General features: G+C 72.0%; 12 protein-coding genes. 6 read left to right on the top strand and 6 right to left on the bottom strand.

Translation table 11 applies throughout. The features are described from left to right. Nucleotides 1-8: 8 nt before the first annotated feature. From ACFY4A_RS26645 to ACFY4A_RS26635, 3 genes are read right to left on the bottom strand one after another with little or no spacing between them, the layout of a single operon-like run. Complete coding sequence (locus tag ACFY4A_RS26645; RefSeq protein WP_390831866.1) at nt 9-1,169, bottom strand: ADP-ribosylglycohydrolase family protein; 1,161 nt, start codon at nt 1,167-1,169, stop codon at nt 9-11. After that, a complete protein-coding gene (locus tag ACFY4A_RS26640) occupies nt 1,121-1,249 on the bottom strand; it encodes a hypothetical protein (RefSeq protein ID WP_390831904.1) in 129 nt (42 codons plus the stop codon). The genes ACFY4A_RS26645 and ACFY4A_RS26640 overlap by 49 nt, the downstream gene beginning before the upstream one ends. Then, the gene (locus ACFY4A_RS26635; RefSeq protein WP_390831865.1) at nt 1,246-2,349 is read right to left on the bottom strand and encodes an ADP-ribosylglycohydrolase family protein; all 1,104 of its coding nucleotides are present in this window, start codon (nt 2,347-2,349) and stop codon (nt 1,246-1,248) included. The genes ACFY4A_RS26640 and ACFY4A_RS26635 overlap by 4 nt, the downstream gene beginning before the upstream one ends. Before the next feature lie 285 nt (nt 2,350-2,634). Here ACFY4A_RS26635 and ACFY4A_RS26630 point away from each other — a divergent pair, with 285 nt between their 5' ends. From ACFY4A_RS26630 to ACFY4A_RS26620, 3 genes are all read left to right on the top strand, one after another. After that, on the top strand, nt 2,635-3,366 hold the full coding sequence (locus ACFY4A_RS26630) for a VIT1/CCC1 transporter family protein (RefSeq protein WP_390831864.1): 732 nt from the start codon (nt 2,635-2,637) through the stop codon (nt 3,364-3,366). Between the two features lie 420 nt (nt 3,367-3,786). After that, complete coding sequence (gene gltB / locus ACFY4A_RS26625) at nt 3,787-8,382, top strand: glutamate synthase large subunit (RefSeq protein WP_390831901.1); 4,596 nt, start codon at nt 3,787-3,789, stop codon at nt 8,380-8,382. Continuing rightward, nucleotides 8,375-9,838: a glutamate synthase subunit beta gene (locus ACFY4A_RS26620; RefSeq protein ID WP_390831863.1), complete on the top strand. Its 1,464-nt coding sequence runs from the start codon at nt 8,375-8,377 to the stop codon at nt 9,836-9,838. Before gltB ends, ACFY4A_RS26620 begins: the two co-directional genes overlap by 8 nt. Before the next feature lie 154 nt (nt 9,839-9,992). On the opposite strand, the gene ACFY4A_RS26615 is transcribed toward ACFY4A_RS26620, so the two are convergent. The 3 genes from ACFY4A_RS26615 to ACFY4A_RS26605 all read right to left on the bottom strand — a co-directional run bounded on the left by ACFY4A_RS26615 (nt 9,993) and on the right by ACFY4A_RS26605 (nt 12,862). Next, entirely contained in the window at nt 9,993-10,898 is a 906-nt protein-coding gene (locus ACFY4A_RS26615; protein ID WP_390831862.1) for a chitosanase, read from the bottom strand. Nucleotides 10,899-10,920: 22 nt separating this feature from the next. Further along, nucleotides 10,921-11,841 carry a rhomboid family intramembrane serine protease gene (locus ACFY4A_RS26610; RefSeq protein ID WP_390831861.1) on the bottom strand — a complete coding sequence of 307 codons (921 nt, stop codon included), beginning with the start codon at nt 11,839-11,841 and terminating at the stop codon, nt 10,921-10,923. Nucleotides 11,842-11,962: 121 nt separating this feature from the next. Then, nucleotides 11,963-12,862, bottom strand: coding sequence for a hypothetical protein (locus ACFY4A_RS26605; RefSeq protein WP_390831860.1), 900 nt, complete (start codon nt 12,860-12,862; stop codon nt 11,963-11,965). Nucleotides 12,863-13,151: 289 nt separating this feature from the next. Here ACFY4A_RS26605 and ACFY4A_RS26600 point away from each other — a divergent pair, with 289 nt between their 5' ends. From ACFY4A_RS26600 to ACFY4A_RS26590, 3 genes are all read left to right on the top strand, one after another. Then, the gene (locus ACFY4A_RS26600; RefSeq protein WP_390831859.1) at nt 13,152-13,514 is read left to right on the top strand and encodes a chorismate mutase; all 363 of its coding nucleotides are present in this window, start codon (nt 13,152-13,154) and stop codon (nt 13,512-13,514) included. A 102-nt stretch (nt 13,515-13,616) separates the two neighbouring features. Next, nucleotides 13,617-16,130: an aminopeptidase N gene (gene pepN, locus ACFY4A_RS26595; RefSeq protein WP_390831858.1), complete on the top strand. Its 2,514-nt coding sequence runs from the start codon at nt 13,617-13,619 to the stop codon at nt 16,128-16,130. 193 nt (nt 16,131-16,323) lie between these two features. Then, nucleotides 16,324-16,743, top strand: a complete 420-nt coding sequence (locus ACFY4A_RS26590) for a helix-turn-helix domain-containing protein (RefSeq protein ID WP_390831857.1) — start codon at nt 16,324-16,326, stop codon at nt 16,741-16,743. Nucleotides 16,744-16,782 lie beyond the last annotated feature (39 nt).

Raw genomic sequence — 16,782 nt, 5'->3', positions numbered from 1 at the left:
GCCCGGAATCATCCTCCTGGAGGGGTCGGTTGTGCGGCTTCCAGGAGTTCGGCGAGTTCCACCAGGTCGGTGCCGGTGAGACGGGGCAGCACACAGCCGGACAGGGTGCGGCAGGCCTCCCGCCAGGACGCCGGGATCGACTCGCCGCCGCCCAGGGCGCCGGTCAGGGCGCCCGCCAGCGCCGGGGCGGAGTCGGCGACCCGGGACAGGCAGGCCGCGGCCGGCAGCGCCTCGGCGATCCGGCCGTCCGCCGCCGCGGTCAGGGCGAGGGCGACAGGAACCGTCTCGGCGGCGGCGATGCCGTAGCTGTAGACGTGGTCGACGATCCGGTGCTCCAGCAGCGGGACGAGCGCGAACGCGCCCTCGGCGTCCTGGGCCAGGCGCAGCGCGTGCCGGGCGTTGCGGCCGATCTCCGTCTGCTCGGGCAGTTCGGCCAGCGCCGCCATGACGCACGCCCCGACCTCCGCGCCCGCCAGCGCTTCGGCGAGTGCCGCCGCCATCGCGCGGGCGCCGTGGACGCCGTCGCCGTCCTGGGTGTACCGGGCGTCGAATTCGGCCAGGTCGGCGGCGCACCGGGGGTCGCCCGGGTGGGCCGTGGCCAGCACACACGCCCGTACGCAGGCGGCGTCGTCGAAGTAGTGCGGGTTGTCGTGCCCGCTGGCGGGCGGGCGCAGTCCGGTCGCCAGGTTACCGAGCCCGGCCCGGACGGAGATGCGGGCGCGCAGCGGCAGCACCGCCGACTCGACCTCGGGGGCGCGTTCGGCCGCCGCCGCGACCTCACCGGCGACGGCGTTCCAGGTCAGGTCGATCGCAGCCCGGACACGCCGCTCCCGGCCGAGGTCGCCGAACGCCCCGTCGTCCCCCGCCCGAAGCAGGGCCTCCGCGGCGAACACCGCCCACTCGGCGTCGTCGGAGGGGCCCAGGCGCAGCGGCTCCGGAGGCTGGTTGAGCGCGATGGGCACGGGCAGCGTCGTCGTCGCGTTCAGCTCGGCGAAGGTGTCCAGTTCCCGGGTGAGCCGCCGGGTCCACTCCGGCATACGAGCGGCCCGATGCCGCGCGGCGGGCCACCCGGCGGCGTCCCCGGCGGCCAGCCCCAGCAACAGCCCTTCGACCCGCCGCGTCACGGTCGTACCTCGCCTTCGTCGCTGGTGGGGGTGTGGCTCTGCCATGCGTGCGGGCCTGCCGTCACCGACGGGTGGCTGCTCCGTGCCGGGTGGTCGGCCACCGGCCCCTCGGTCCGGTGGTTCATGGCTGTGTCTCCTCGTCGCCGGCCGTGAGGGCGTAGGCCGCGCGGTCCGGAACGGGGAGCGCCTCGCGTCGTCCGGGGGCTTCGTGGCGGGGGAGACCGGTGGAGGCGCTCGCGTTCACCAGCAGGTCGGCCACGTCCAGTACGTGCCGGCCCGCCATCGACGGCAGGCAGGTGCCCCGGGCGGGGCCGATGGCCGTCGCCCATTCGTCCGGGATGGCCGAGAGGCCCTGCGTCGCGCCGGCCAGCGCGCCCGTGACCGCCGCCGTGGTGTCGGCGTCGCGGCCCATGTTGACGGCGGTGAGGACCGCCTCGCGGAAGTCGCCGTCGGCGGCTGCGTACGCGCCGAAGGCGAGGGCGACCGCTTCGGGGGCCAGGTCGGACCAGGGGTAGCCGCCGATCACCACCGCGGAGCGGACCGCGCGTTCGCCGCGGTGGGCGGCGGCCGTGGCCCGGCGCAGCGAGCGGGCCGTCCAGGAGTCGTCGGGGACGACGGCGAGAGCGGCTGCCACGACCGCGACCGGCGGCGCGCCCGCCATCGCCGCCGCGACCCCGGCGGCCACCGCCCGGCCGCCGTGGATGCCCTCGCCCTCGTGGCTGACCGAGCCGTCGATCGCCACCAGCCGGGCCGCCTCGGCGGGACGCCCGGCGGCGAACACACCGAACGGCGCCGCCCGCATGGCGAGCCCGTCGCTCCAGGCGTGCCGGTGCTGGGCGGAGATGGGGGCGGCCAGCCCCCGCCGCAGATTCTCCAGCGTGCCCCGCTCGCTGAACCCGGCCCCGCGGAAGGGGCCCTCGGCGCGGTCGGCGATGAACTCGTGCCAGGCCGCATCCACCCGGGCCGGGGTGAGCGCATGACCGTGCCGGGCCAGCAGGAGCCCGGAGAAGATGGCGTACTCGGTGTCGTCCGTGCCGGCCGGCCGGTCGGTGACGTAGCCGGTGATCCGGCCCCAGCGGGCGCGGATCTCGGACGGCTTCAGGTTCTCCGCGGGCGCTCCGAGCGCGTCTCCGACGGCGAGGCCGAGCAGCGCGCCGCGTGCCCGTTCGCGCGATGCGGCCGGGGCCGGCGCCGGGGTCTGCGGGGCGCGGATGGTGGATCCCATGGCGGGCTCTCCTCTCGGGGCGCCCCCGCAGGGCGGGGACCCCTCGGCGGAACTGTCCCCGGCGCGGGGCCCGGTGCAGCCTCGGGAGCCTCACCATCACCCGTACGACATTTGTGCGCCTCTATTCTCGGATGAGCGCCATGACGCAAAACCGCAGGTTAGCCCAGCCTTCCCTTGCTGGCGGCGGTGGAATTTCGAGCGTAGATTCGGTGTTGTCGAAAAATAGAACTCGTCCAAAAGTCAGCCTTACCTAAGTTCTTGCCAACTCTCAGGGGGGACCACGTCATGGCCATCATCGACACCGGGGCGACGCTCCACGAGGCGCACCGCGACAACCACACGCACCGCGACGTGAACGGTGGCTGGCTGCGCCCCGCGGTCTTCGGCGCGATGGACGGCCTGGTCTCCAACCTCGCCCTGATGACCGGTGTGGCGGGCGGCTCGGTGGGCCAGCAGACCATTGTCCTCACCGGCCTCGCGGGCCTGGCCGCCGGTGCCTTCTCCATGGCCGCCGGCGAGTACACCTCCGTCGCCTCGCAGCGCGAGCTGGTCGAGGCCGAGCTGGACGTCGAGCGCCGCGAGCTGCGCAAGCACCCGGAGGACGAGGAGCGGGAGCTCGCCGCCCTCTACGTCTCGCGCGGCGTGGAACCCGGACTCGCCGAGGAGGTGGCACGGCAGCTGTCGAAGGACCCTGAGCAGGCCCTGGAGATACACGCTCGGGAGGAGCTGGGGGTCGACCCCGGCGACCTGCCCTCCCCGCTGGTCGCCGCGGTGTCGTCGTTCGGCTCCTTCGCGCTCGGCGCGCTCCTGCCGGTGCTGCCGTACCTGCTGGGTGCCACCGCGTTGTGGCCGGCCGTGCTGCTCGCCCTCGCCGGGCTGTTCGCCTGTGGCGCGGTGGTGGCCAAGGTGACGGCGCGGACCTGGTGGTACAGCGGTTTGCGGCAGTTCGCCCTGGGTGGTGCCGCCGCCGGTGTGACGTACGCCCTGGGCGCCTTGTTCGGAACCGCCGTAGGATGAGGCGCTGGTACTTATGCGGATAGTCGTATAAGTACGCCGCTGCTCGTTACCCGTGGGTTTCGACCGTGTGACCACGGGGCATGAGCCGTAAGCACCGCAGGCAATGAGGCCTGTCGCGCATGCGCAGGGCCGGGCGACTCCGCCCTCCCTGTTTCCCCGGGCCGACGGACACCGATCCGACCGATCTCGTCCGCCGCCGCCCCACAGCTTTCACCGCCGGGCGCGGTACCCCCGCCGTCAGCCCGAGGTGCCCGCATGCTGGAACGGATTTTCCGATTCTCGAGAAGCCGTCCATCATGTAACCTGCGTGAAATTTCGCATTTCCGGCAGAGGGCCAACGTCGTCCCTCGGCACTCGCTCCCCCAGAGCCTGAACGGCCTGGGAGGGACCCCCAGCCACATGACGACGACGGGAGAGCCGATGCGTATGCCGCGCCAGCCGTCCCAGCATCCCGCGAATGGCCAGAACTGGTCGTTCATGGATGCTCGCCCTGCCGCGCAGGGTATGTACGACCCCCGCAACGAGCACGACGCCTGCGGCGTCGGCTTCGTGGCGACCCTCACCGGCGAGGCGAGCCATGCGCTGGTCGAACAGGCGCTCACGGTTCTGCGCAACCTGGAACACCGCGGCGCGACCGGCTCCGAGCCCGACTCCGGCGACGGCGCCGGACTGCTCTCCCAGGTGCCCGACGCGTTCCTGCGCGAGGTGGCCGGATTCGAACTGCCCGCGGCCGGAGCCTATGCCGTCGGCATCGCCTTCCTGCCCGAGGACGGCACCGAGGACACCGTCTCGCGCGTCGAGGCGATCGCGGGCGACGAGGGCCTGACCGTCCTCGGCTGGCGCGAGGTCCCGGTCGCCCCCGAGCTGCTCGGTGCCACCGCCCGCTCCACGATGCCCGTCTTCCGCCAGCTGTTCGTCACCGACTGCGTGAGCGAGGGCATAGCCCTGGACCGCAAGGCGTTCGTGCTGCGCAAGCGCGCCGAGCGCGAGGCCGGCGTCTACTTCCCGTCGCTGTCGGCCCGCACCCTCGTCTACAAGGGCATGCTCACCACCGGCCAGCTCGAGCCCTTCTTCCCGGACCTGTCCGACCGCCGCTTCGCCTCGGCCATCGCGCTCGTCCACTCCCGCTTCTCCACGAACACCTTCCCGAGCTGGCCGCTCGCGCACCCGTACCGCTTCGTCGCGCACAACGGCGAGATCAACACCGTCCAGGGCAACCGCAACTGGATGCGCGCCCGGGAGTCCCGGCTGGTCTCCGACCTGTTCGGCGCCCAGGAGAGGCTGGAGCGGATCTTCCCGGTGTGCACGCCGGGCGCGTCGGACTCCGCCTCCTTCGACGAGGTCCTGGAACTGCTTCACCTCGGCGGCCGCTCGCTGCCCCACTCCGTGCTGATGATGATCCCGGAGGCGTGGGAGAACCACGACGCCATGGACCCGGCCCGGCGCGCCTTCTACGAGTACCACTCCACGATGATGGAGCCCTGGGACGGCCCGGCCTGCGTCACCTTCACCGACGGCACCCAGGTCGGCGCCGTGCTCGACCGCAACGGCCTGCGCCCCGGCCGCTACTGGGTCACCGACGACGGCCTCGTCGTCCTCGGCTCCGAGGTCGGCGTGCTCGACATCGACCCCGCCAGGGTCGTCCGCAAGGGACGGCTCCAGCCCGGTCGCATGTTCCTCGTCGACACCGCCGAGCACCGCATCATCGAGGACGACGAGATCAAGGCGACCCTCGCCGCCGAGCAGCCCTACGCCGAGTGGGTCCAGGCCGGGGAGATCGAGCTGGGCGACCTGCCCGAGCGCGAGCACATCGTGCACACCCACGCCTCGGTCACCCGCCGCCAGCAGACCTTCGGGTACACCGAGGAGGAGCTGCGCGTCCTGCTCGCGCCCATGGCCAAGACCGGTGCCGAGCCGATCGGCTCCATGGGCACCGACTCGCCGATCGCGGCCCTCTCCGAGCGCCCGCGGCTGCTCTTCGACTACTTCACCCAGCTGTTCGCGCAGGTCACCAACCCGCCGCTGGACGCGATCCGCGAGGAGCTGGTCACCTCCCTGCGCAGCTCGCTCGGCCCGCAGGGCAACCTGCTCCAGCCGACCGCGGCCTCCTGCCGCAGCGTCGTCCTGCCCTTCCCGGTGATCGACAACGACGAGCTGGCCAAGCTCATCCACATCAACGCCGACGGCGACATGCCCGGCTTCAAGGCCGCGACCCTCTCCGGCCTGTACCGGGTCTCCGGCGGCGGCGAGGCGCTGGCCGCCCGCATCGACGAGATCTGCGCCGAGGCCGACGCCGCCATAGACAACGGCGCCCGGCTGATCGTCCTGTCCGACCGCCACTCGGACGCCGAGCACGCGCCGATCCCGTCGCTGCTGCTCACCGCGGCCGTCCACCACCACCTGATCCGCACCAAGCAGCGCACCCACGTGGGCCTGCTGGTCGAGGCCGGCGACGTCCGCGAGGTCCACCACGTCGCCCTGCTCATCGGCTACGGCGCCGCCGCGGTCAACCCGTACCTGGCGATGGAGTCCGTCGAGGACCTGGTCCGCGCGGGCACCTTCCTGCCGGGCGGCGAGCCCGAGAACGCCATCCGCAACCTCATCCACGCCCTCGGCAAGGGCGTGCTGAAGATCATGTCCAAGATGGGCATCTCCACCGTCGCCTCCTACCGCGGCGCCCAGGTCTTCGAGGCCGTCGGCCTGGACGACGCCTTCGTCGAGAAGTACTTCAACGGCACCACCACCAAGATCGGCGGCGTCGGCATCGACGTCATCGCCAAGGAGGTCGCCGCCCGCCACGCCAAGGCCTACCCGGCCTCCGGCATCGCCCCGGCGCACCGCGCGCTGGAGATCGGCGGCGAGTACCAGTGGCGCCGCGAGGGCGAGCCGCACCTGTTCGACCCGGAGACGGTCTTCCGCCTCCAGCACTCCACGCGCACCGGCCGCTACGACATCTTCAAGAAGTACACGGACCGGGTGAACGAGCAGTCCGAGCGTCTGATGACGCTGCGCGGCCTGTTCGGCTTCACCTCCGACCGCGCGCCGATCCCCGTCGACGAGGTCGAGCCGGTCTCCGAGATCGTCAAGCGCTTCTCCACCGGCGCCATGTCGTACGGCTCCATCTCCAAGGAGGCGCACGAGACCCTCGCCATCGCCATGAACCGGCTGGGCGGCAAGTCCAACACCGGTGAGGGCGGCGAGGACGCGGAGCGGCTGTACGACCCGGCCCGCAGGTCCGCCATCAAGCAGGTGGCCTCCGGCCGCTTCGGGGTGACCAGCGAGTATCTGGTCAACTCCGACGACATCCAGATCAAGATGGCCCAGGGCGCCAAGCCCGGCGAGGGTGGCCAGCTGCCCGGCCACAAGGTCTACCCGTGGGTGGCCAGGACCCGGCACTCGACCCCCGGCGTCGGCCTGATCTCCCCGCCGCCGCACCACGACATCTACTCCATCGAGGACCTGGCCCAGCTGATCCACGACCTGAAGAACGCGAACCCGCGGGCGCGGATCCACGTCAAGCTGGTCTCCGAGGTCGGCGTCGGCACGGTCGCCGCGGGCGTCTCCAAGGCGCACGCGGACGTGGTCCTGATCTCCGGTCACGACGGCGGTACCGGTGCCGCCCCGCTGACCTCGCTGAAGCACGCGGGCGGCCCCTGGGAGCTGGGCCTGGCCGAGACCCAGCAGACGCTTCTGCTCAACGGACTGCGGGACCGCATCGTCGTGCAGACCGACGGCCAGCTCAAGACCGGCCGTGACGTGGTGATCGCCGCGCTGCTGGGCGCCGAGGAGTTCGGCTTCGCGACCGCGCCGCTGGTCGTCTCCGGCTGCGTCATGATGCGCGTGTGCCACCTGGACACCTGCCCGGTCGGCATCGCCACCCAGAACCCGGTGCTGCGCGAGCGGTTCTCCGGCAAGGCCGAGTACGTGGTGAACTTCTTCCAGTTCATCGCCGAGGAGGTCCGCGAGCTGCTCGCCGGGCTGGGCTTCCGCTCCGTCGAGGAGGCCGTCGGCCACGCCGAGGTCCTCGACGTGACCCGGGCGGTCGACCATTGGAAGGCGCAGGGCCTGGACCTGGAGCCGCTGTTCCACGTGCCCGAGCTGCCCGAGGGAGCGGTGCGCCACCAGGTGACCACCCAGGACCACGGCCTGGAGAAGGCGCTCGACAACGAGCTGATCAGGCTCGCCGCCGACTCCCTCGCGGCGACCGGCGCCGCCGACGCCCAGCCGGTGCGCGCCCAGGTCGCCATCCGCAACATCAACCGCACGGTCGGCACCATGCTCGGCCACGAGGTGACGAAGAAGTTCGGCGGTGCTGGACTGCCCGACGACACCATCGACATCACCTTCACCGGCTCGGCCGGCCAGTCCTTCGGCGCCTTCGTGCCGCGCGGCATCACCCTGCGCCTGGAGGGCGACGCCAACGACTACGTCGGCAAGGGCCTCTCGGGCGGCCGGATCGTGGTCCGTCCGGACCGCGCCGCCGACCATCTCGCCGAGTACAGCGTCATCGCGGGCAACACCCTCGCCTACGGCGCGACCGGCGGCGAGATGTTCCTGCGCGGCAAGACCGGTGAGCGGTTCTGCGTGCGCAACTCCGGCGCGCTGGTCGTCTCCGAGGGCGTGGGCGACCACGGTTGCGAGTACATGACCGGCGGGCGCGCGGTGGTCCTCGGCGAGACCGGCCGCAACTTCGCGGCCGGCATGTCCGGCGGCATCGCCTACGTCGTCGACCTCGACCGCGACAACGTCAACCCCGGCAACGCGGCGTCGGTCGAGCCGCTGGACGACTCCGACCGGCAGTGGCTGCACGACGTGGTGCGCCGGCACCAGGAGGAGACGGGCTCGACCGTCGCCGAGAAGCTGCTCGCCGAGTGGGACACGGCGGTGGAGCGCTTCAGCAAGATCATTCCCAGCACCTACAAGGCAGTGCTCGCCGCCAAGGACGCCGCCGAGCGGGCCGGTCTTTCCGAGACCGAGATCACCGAGAAGATGATGGAGGCGGCGATCCATGGCTGACCCGAAGGGCTTTTTGAACCACGGCCGGGAGGTCGCCGAGTCCCGCCCGGTCGAGGAGCGCACGAAGGACTGGAACGAGGTCTACGTCCCCGGCTCGCTGCTGCCGATCATCAGCAAGCAGGCCGGCCGGTGCATGGACTGCGGCATCCCGTTCTGCCACAACGGCTGTCCGCTCGGGAACCTGATCCCGGAGTGGAACGACTACGCCTACCGCGGGGACTGGGCCGCCGCCTCCGAGCGGCTGCACGCGACGAACAACTTCCCCGAGTTCACCGGCCGGCTGTGCCCGGCGCCCTGCGAGTCGGCCTGTGTGCTCGGCATCAACCAGCCGCCGGTCACCATCAAGAACGTCGAGGTCTCGATCATCGACAAGGCGTGGGAGAACGGCGACGTCGCCCCGCGCATCCCCGAGCGGCTGTCCGGCAGGACCGTCGCGGTCATCGGCTCCGGCCCGGCGGGCCTGGCCGCCGCCCAGCAGCTGACCAGGGCGGGCCACACGGTCGCCGTCTACGAGCGCGCGGACCGCGTCGGAGGCCTCCTGCGTTACGGCATCCCCGAGTTCAAGATGGAGAAGCGGCACATCAACCGCCGTATCGAGCAGATGCGCGCGGAGGGCACCCGCTTCCGTACCGGCGTCGAGATCGGCCGCGACCTGAGGGCGACCGACCTGAAGAAGCGCTACGACGCGATCGTCATCGCCGCCGGCTCCACCACCGCCCGCGACCTGCCCGTCCCCGGCCGCGAACTCAAGGGCGTCCACCAGGCGATGGAGTACCTGCCCCTGGCCAACAAGGTCCAGGAGGGCGACTACGTGGTGTCGCCGATCTCGGCGGAGGGCAAGCACGTCGTCGTCATCGGCGGCGGTGACACGGGCGCGGACTGCGTGGGCACCGCCCACCGTCAGGGCGCGGCCTCCGTCACCCAGCTGGAGATCATGGCCCGCCCGAACGACGAGCGGCACCCGGTCGACCAGCCCTGGCCGACGTTCCCGATCCTCTACAAGGTCACCTCGGCCCACGAGGAGGGCGGCGAGCGGATCTACTCGGCCTCCACGACCCACTTCGAGGGCGACGAGGACGGCAACGTGCAGTGGCTGCACCTGGCCGAGGTCGAGTTCGTGGACGGCAGGCCGGTCCCCAAGCCGGGCAGCGAGCGCAGGATCCCGGCCCAGCTGGTCACCCTCGCCATGGGCTTCACCGGCACCGACCGGGAGAACGGCCTGGTCGACCAGTTCGGCCTGGAACTGGACGAGCGCGGTAACATCGCCCGTGACGCCGACTTCCAGACCAACGTGCCCGGTGTCTTCGTCGCCGGCGACGCCGGCCGAGGCCAGTCCCTCATCGTGTGGGCGATCGCCGAGGGCCGCTCGGCCGCCCGCGGCGTCGACCGCCACCTCATGGGCGCCGGCGACCTGCCGGCCCCGATCCGCCCGACGGACCGCGCGCTGACGGCCTGACGGCCACAACGGTGACCTGACGGTCACTCACGTTCGCCCCGTACAAAGGCGTACGGGCGGGATATCTGGGGGATACCCCCCAGACCCCCCGAGGCGGCGCCTGCCCAGTCCCCGACCGGACCACAGGGCAGGCGCCGCCGCATGTCCCAAGGCGTCAGGGGGCCTTGTACGTCTCCCCGTACACCTTCCACACCAGCGGTGTCTCCAGGTCCATGTTCCCGTCGTACAGGAACTGCCGCTGGGCGGTGTCGATACGGCTGGTGTCGCGGTTCGTTTTCCTGGCCTTCATGGCCTCCCGGCGAATGTCCAGGAAGACGTCGAGGTAGGACTTCTCCCGGCCGCCCGCGGCCGGGGTGTCGGCCTCCTTCAGGGCATGCTCGCGCAGGGCGTAGAAACCGTCCTTGTCGATGCCGGGGCCGTGGAAGACCATCGCGTCGTAGTAGATGAACTGGCCCAGCGTGCCGAGGCCGTCGAGCTTGGCGAGGCGGACCGCCGGATCGAAGTAGGCGCGGTCGCGCTCGTCCTCCTGGGCCTCGCGGAAGGCCGGACGCTCCGACTCCGCCTTCCACGCCGCGGTGAAGTCCGGGTCCAGGCCCTCGTGGGAGTCCGTGCCGTCGACCTCGCGCAGCGCCGGCAGGAACCGGGCGAGGCCGTTGTCCGGGTGGGCCTTGGTGTAGCGCTCGACCAGGGTGAGCAGGTCGTGGGTGCCGGTGCAGTAGCCGATGATCCCCGCGGTGTAGCCGTCGCCGTCGCCGGTGTCCTCGATGTAGCCGTAGGTGCTGCGCCAGTCGAGCGTGGAGTTCTCGGCGCTCGCCACGAGCCGCTGGGCCAGTTCCTTCTTCGCGGGCGCGGCCAGGCCCGGCGGCGCCTCGGCGACCACCTCGTCGTCCTGGTCCCCCTCCGGCCCTTCGGCCCGCGCCTTGGCGTCCTCGCGGGACTCGTGCGCGGCCGTGTGCTGCTTCGCCGCGGACGGGTCCCGGTCCTGCGGAGCGACGGCGAGCAGCACCGCCAACGCGAGCACCGGGGTGGCCGCCAAAAGCAATATTCCAGGACGTTTCATGACAGATACCCGTACGGCCTGATCAGGCCGCCCCTCCTGACAGTTCCGAGACCTTCGCCCAGCTGAGCGCCATGAGCAGGACCAGCAGGGCCACGCACACACCCGCCTGGACCAGAGTGCGACGGTCGCCGCGCGGCGCGTACGCGTACGCCAGGGTCACCACACCGCCCGCCAGCAGGCCGCCGAGGTGCGCCTGCCAGGAAGTGAGCCCGGCGGAGATCACCAGCCACAGCAGCAGGCCCGCCATGTACCGGTTGACGCCGCTCATGTCGTAGCCCAGCCGGCGGGCCATGACGTAGTACGCGGCGCCGAGACCGAAGATCGCGCCGGACGCGCCGACCGTCAGGGCGTCCGGGGCGATCAGCAGGACCAGCACCGACCCGCCGAGCGCCGACAGCAGGTACAGGGCGAGGTAGCGGGCGCGGCCCAACTGCGCCTCGACCACACGGCCGGTGCTCCACAGCGCCGTCATGTTCATCACGATGTGCAGGATGCCGAACGTACCCTCGGTGGCCGGCAGATGCAGGAACGTGCCGGTCAGCAGCCGGTACCACTCGCCGCCGACCAGCCCCTCCGCGTGCACGTCCGAGCCGTGCGGGTACTGCCACAGGTAGTGCCCGCCGTCGGTCCCCGCCAGTCCGCGCCCGAGCATCCCCAGACTGTCCACGACCGCCGGGCGCACCAACTCGCCCAGATAGGCGAGGATGTTGAGCCCGATGAGGACATAGGTCACGACCGGCACCGCGTTGATCCGGCCGCCGAACGCCGTCCGCGCCTGCCGCACCGACCGGGCGCCCTCCTTCACGCACTCCACGCACTGGTGGCCGACGGCGGCCTCCCGCATGCAGTCCGGACAGATGTACCGGTCGCAGCGGACGCAGCGGACGTGGGACTCCACCTTGCTGTGGCGGTAGCAGGTGGTGACGGCGGACTCGGCATCCACGGCCGGCTCCTCGGGAAACGCGGGGACATGGCTGAGCCGGTGGGGACGGCGGCGAACAAAATAGCGAACTGCTGTGACAGATGGTAAAGGTGGGGTCCACGATCCCCGAACCGAGGACGGGTCAGGTGTCGCACTCCAGAACCGTGCGGCACAGGGCGCACCGGGCGCGCATACGGCCTCCCACCGGGACCCTGATGCGCTGGTGGCACGTGGGGCAGGAGAAGGACACCCGCAGTGGCTCGCGGCCGCCGCAGCTGAAGGAGTACGGCGCTTCCGGCTGGGGCAGCGGCACATGGCCGTGGTCCTGGGCGTGCCGGCGGTCGCGCGCGTACCGGCGGCGGCCCGCCCAGCCCGCCGCCGTCAGGGGCGGCTGCTGCTCGTCGCGGCGGGCCCGGGCCATGCCCTTGACGTACGCCTCGTATCCCTGCGGGCTGGTGAACCACGTCGAGGGATCCTCGCCGAACACCAGCGCCCGCTTGGCCAGCACGTAGCCGAACTCCTCCGGTGTGAGGTAGCCGAGCTTCTGCGACGACACGCCGTCCTCCCGGAAGGCGTCCAGCAGCAGCCAGCCCGCGCCCAGGTACGTCGCCACCGTGTCCGTGAGGATCTCGTTGTCGCGGGTGCCGGGGAAGGACAGGTCCAGGCGGTGCAGGTAGACGTGGGTCACCTCGTGGGCGAGGGCCGCGCCGATGTCCCGGCGGTGGGTGCGGAAGCGGTCGTTCAGCTCGACGAAGTACTCGGGGCCCGCCGCCAGCTCGACGTTCGCCGCGTGCGTCATCTCGCGGAAGCTGACGATCATGCGGGCGTCCGGCAGCCGGTAGTGGCGGACCAGCTCGTGGGCCACGCGCTGGGCCCCCAGATGCAGGTCGTCGGTGTCGCAGAAGGCCACGTCGGCCGGGGGCACGCTGGTCGCGAACGTCTGCACGGTGCCGTACGAGAGCCGCTTGTAGAGCGAGGTGATGGCGGCCCGCACCGTCTCCAGATGCGGGTAGCCGTGCACCACCGGTCCGCCGTTCGCCACGTCCGAACCCCCAAAGACGCCCTGAACCCTCTCCCACTTTATGCGCGGGGAAGCGGATTTTCGCCCGCCGTCCGCGCCCGTCCGCCGTCCGCCGCCTGCCCGCCGTCCGCGCCCCCCGCCGCCTGCCCGCCGTCCGCGCCCCCCGCCGCCTGCCCGCCGTCCGCGCCCCCCGCCGCCTGCCCGCCGTCCGCCGCCTGCCCGCCGTCCGCGCCCCGCCGCGCCCGCCGCCGTCCACCACCCGTCGGCCGCTCATGATCGGAGCGCCGCCCACCCCGTAGGGTTGGAGCCCATGACCACCAGCAACACCGCCACCAGCAACACCGCCACCGGTGACGTCGACCCCGCCGTCCACGACGAGCTCGCGCGGCTGCGCGACAGCATCGACAACATCGACGCGGCCGTCGTCCACATGCTCGCCGAGCGGTTCAAGGCGACCCAGCAGGTCGGCCACCTCAAGGCCGCCCACCAGCTGCCGCCCGCCGACCCGGCGCGCGAGGCCCGGCAGATCGCCCGGCTGCGCGCCCTTGCCGAGGACGCCAAACTGGACCCGGCGTTCGCCGAGAAGTTCCTGAACTTCATCATCGCCGAGGTGATCCGCCACCATGAGCGCATCGCCGAGGACGCCGGCAACGGCGAGACCCCCGCGACCTGACCTCCCGCCCCGCGCGCCGCCGAACGCGCCCCCCTCCGCGGGCCGCAAGCCCCGCGTCCGTCGGCGACACCCCCTCGTGCCCGCTCCGGGCCATCAGGCAGCATGGCGTCCATGTCCGTACTCACGCGCGACGAAGCGCAGACCCGTGCCAAGCTCCTCGACGTCCACCGCTACACCGTCGACCTCGACCTGACCGGAGGGGACGACACCTTCGACTCCCTGACCGTGATCCGGTTCACCGTACGGGCAGACCGGGACAGCACGGACACGTTCGTCGAGCTCAAGCCCGCCCACCTGCGCTCCGCCACCCTCGACGGACAGCCCCTCGACCCGCGGGACCTCACCGGGAACCGCCTGCCGCTGAAGAACCTCACCCCCGGTGAGCACGAGCTGCGCGTCGACGCCGCCATGCGCTACTCCCGCACCGGCGAGGGCATGCACCGCTTCACCGACCCCACCGACGGTGAGACCTACGTCTACACGCAGCTGTTCCTGGACGACGTCCAGCGCGTCTTCGCCGCCTTCGACCAGCCAGACCTCAAGGCCGTCTTCGAACTCGCCGTCACGGCCCCCGAGGGCTGGACCGTCCTCGCCAACGGCGTCACCGAGCACACCGGCGACGGCCGCTGGAAGGCCGCCCTCACCCCGCTGATCTCCACCTACCTCGTCGCCGTCGCCGCCGGCCCCTGGCACTCCGTACGCACCGAGCACCGCGGCCTGCCCTTCGGCATCCACTGCCGCCGCTCGCTGGCGCCCCACCTCGACGCGGACGCCGAGGAGATCCTCGACGTCACCCGGGCCTGCTTCGACCGCTACCACGAGAAGTTCGACGAGCCCTACCCCTTCGACTCCTACGACCAGGCCTTCGTCCCCGAGTTCAACGCGGGCGCCATGGAGAACCCCGGACTGGTCACGTTCCGCGACGAGTTCGTCTACCGCTCCGCCGTCACCGACACCGAGCGGCAGACCCGCGCCATGGTCATCGCCCACGAGATGGCCCACATGTGGTTCGGGGACCTGGTCACCCTCAAGTGGTGGGACGACATCTGGCTGAACGAGTCCTTCGCCGAGTACATGGGCTACCAGACCACCGCCGAGGCCACCCGCTTCACCGGCACCTGGACCGACTTCGGCGTCGCCCGCAAGTCCTGGGGCTACGACGCCGACCAGCGCCCCTCCACCCACCCCGTCGCTCCCGACGCCGTCGACGACACCGCCTCCGCCCTGCTCAACTTCGACGGCATCTCCTACGCCAAGGGCGCCTCCGCCCTGCGCCAACTGGTCGCCTGGCTCGGCGAGAAGGACTTCCTGGCCGGTATCAACACCCACTTCGAGCGGCACCGGTTCGCCAACGCCACCCTCGCCGACTTCATCGACTCCCTCGCCGCCGCCACAGACCGCGACGTGCACGCCTGGGCCGAGGCCTGGCTGCGCACCACCGGCGTGGACACGCTCACCGCGTCCGTCGACGCCGTGCCCGGCCAGTGGACCCTCGCCCTCGACCGCGACGGCAGCCGCCCGCACCGCGTCACCGTCGGCGTCTACGACCGCGACCTCGGCGACGGCCGCAGCCTGGTCGTCCGGGAACGCTACGAGACCGACGTCCCGCAGGACGGCACCGGCCGCCCCCGCTCCGGCACCCGGCCCGCCCTGGTCGTGCCCAACGACCAGGACCTGACCTACGCCAAGATCCGCCTGGACGGGACCTCCCTGGAGACCGCCCTGCGCGGCCTGTCCGGCATCCCCGACGCGCTCACCCGCGCCGTGCTGTGGAACACGCTGCGCGACATGGTCCGCGACGGCGAACTCGCCCCCGACGACTACCTGGCGACCGCCTCCGCCCACCTGCCCGAGGAGACCGACCTCGCCCTCGTCCAGGGCGTCCTGGCCTTCGCCACGGGGCAGATCGCCGACCGGTACGTGGACCCCGGGCAGCGGCCCGCCGCCCTCACCGCCCTCGGCTCCCTGTGCCGCGACCTCATCCGCCGCACCGAGGACGGCGACAACCCCGGACTGCGCCTGATCGCCGTGCGCCACTTCATCGACGTCGCCGCCCACCCGGACACCATCGCCGCCTGGCTCGCCGACGGCACCGTCCCCGGCGGCCCCGAACTCGACCCGGAGCTGCGCTGGCGCGTCCTGGGCCGCCTCGCCGTCCTCGGCGCCGTCGACGAGGTCGCCATCGCCCGAGAACTCGACCGCGATCCGTCCGCCACCGGACAGGAGGGCGCCGCCCGCTGCCGGGCCGCGCTGCCCGACGCCGAGGCCAAGCGCGCGGCCTGGGAGTCGATGTTCGCCACCGACGAGCGCACCGACCTGTCGAACTACCTGTTCACCGCCACCGCGCAGGGCTTCTGGCAGCCCGAACAGGCCGATCTCGTACGGGACTACGTCCCCCGCTTCTACCAGGACGCGGTCGCCCTCGCCGCCCGCCGCGGCCCCGCCATCGCCGAGGCCGCCGGACGCTGGGCGTTCCCGGTGCACGCCGTCGACGCCGACCACCTGCGACTGGGCGAGGCCTGCCTGCGCGACGGCGACCCCACCCCGGCGCTGCGCCGCAAGCTCGCCGACCAGCTCGACGACCTGACCCGCGCACTGCGCGTCCGGGAGGCGTAGGACATGGCCGGTTGCCGCCGGTGATCCCGCTCGCCGCCGGTCTGCGGGCCGACGGCGAGCGGGATCACCGCTCTGCTTCGGGCAGCCGGCGAAGCCGACGTCCGGCACCTTCTCCTGCTCTCCGCCCCGAAGACCGGCGGTACGAGCCCGTCCACTCCCGCTTTCCGAGCGGGTTGCCCGGCCGTTCAGGGGGATGATGCGGCGATCACTCGTTCGTGTGGGCCTGGTGGGATTCGAAGAGGGGAGCGAGTCGTGGGGCTACGTTGGCGGCATGTCACGTTTCCGTATGCACCCGACGAGCGAGCAGGCGGGCGTCATGCCCAAACACTGTGCGCACGCCCGGTATGTGTGGAACCTGGCCGTCGAGCAGCACGCGCACGCTTTCGGCGTACTCCCCCCGGCCGCACTCCACTGGTGCGGATTCGTCGCCGCAGACGGAACGATCGTGGAGCGCGCTGGCGGATCATCCGAGACAGCCCTTCATCCAGCCGTCAGGGACCAACAGCACGCCCACGCCTTCCGCAGCTTCTTGCGATCCACGCACGCAATCACGCACGTTCCGAAGTCGCCCAAGGCCTACCCCGGCTCCACTGAACCTGTACCAGGGTGGTGACTTCGGGCTGGAGCGCAAGGTGAACGCAGCAACCAACGT

It is taken from the genome of Streptomyces sp. NPDC001292 (assembly GCF_042896465.1).
Lineage (GTDB): Bacteria > Actinomycetota > Actinomycetes > Streptomycetales > Streptomycetaceae > Streptomyces.
This window is presented reverse-complemented; position numbering and strand designations above follow the sequence as displayed.

Bases quoted from the DNA above. Each gene is read 5' to 3' on its own strand.
- ACFY4A_RS26645 (WP_390831866.1), bottom strand. From the start codon at position 1,169: ATGGCAGAGCCACACCCCCACCAGCGACGAAGGCGAGGTACGACCGTG.
- ACFY4A_RS26640 (WP_390831904.1), bottom strand. From the start codon at position 1,249: ATGAACCACCGGACCGAGGGGCCGGTGGCCGACCACCCGGCACGGAGC.
- ACFY4A_RS26635 (WP_390831865.1), bottom strand. From the start codon at position 2,349: ATGGGATCCACCATCCGCGCCCCGCAGACCCCGGCGCCGGCCCCGGCC.
- ACFY4A_RS26630 (WP_390831864.1), top strand. From the start codon at position 2,635: ATGGCCATCATCGACACCGGGGCGACGCTCCACGAGGCGCACCGCGAC.
- gltB (WP_390831901.1), top strand. From the start codon at position 3,787: ATGCGTATGCCGCGCCAGCCGTCCCAGCATCCCGCGAATGGCCAGAAC.
- ACFY4A_RS26620 (WP_390831863.1), top strand. From the start codon at position 8,375: ATGGCTGACCCGAAGGGCTTTTTGAACCACGGCCGGGAGGTCGCCGAG.
- ACFY4A_RS26615 (WP_390831862.1), bottom strand. From the start codon at position 10,898: ATGAAACGTCCTGGAATATTGCTTTTGGCGGCCACCCCGGTGCTCGCG.
- ACFY4A_RS26600 (WP_390831859.1), top strand. From the start codon at position 13,152: ATGACCACCAGCAACACCGCCACCAGCAACACCGCCACCGGTGACGTC.
- pepN (WP_390831858.1), top strand. From the start codon at position 13,617: ATGGCGTCCATGTCCGTACTCACGCGCGACGAAGCGCAGACCCGTGCC.
- ACFY4A_RS26590 (WP_390831857.1), top strand. From the start codon at position 16,324: ATGATGCGGCGATCACTCGTTCGTGTGGGCCTGGTGGGATTCGAAGAG.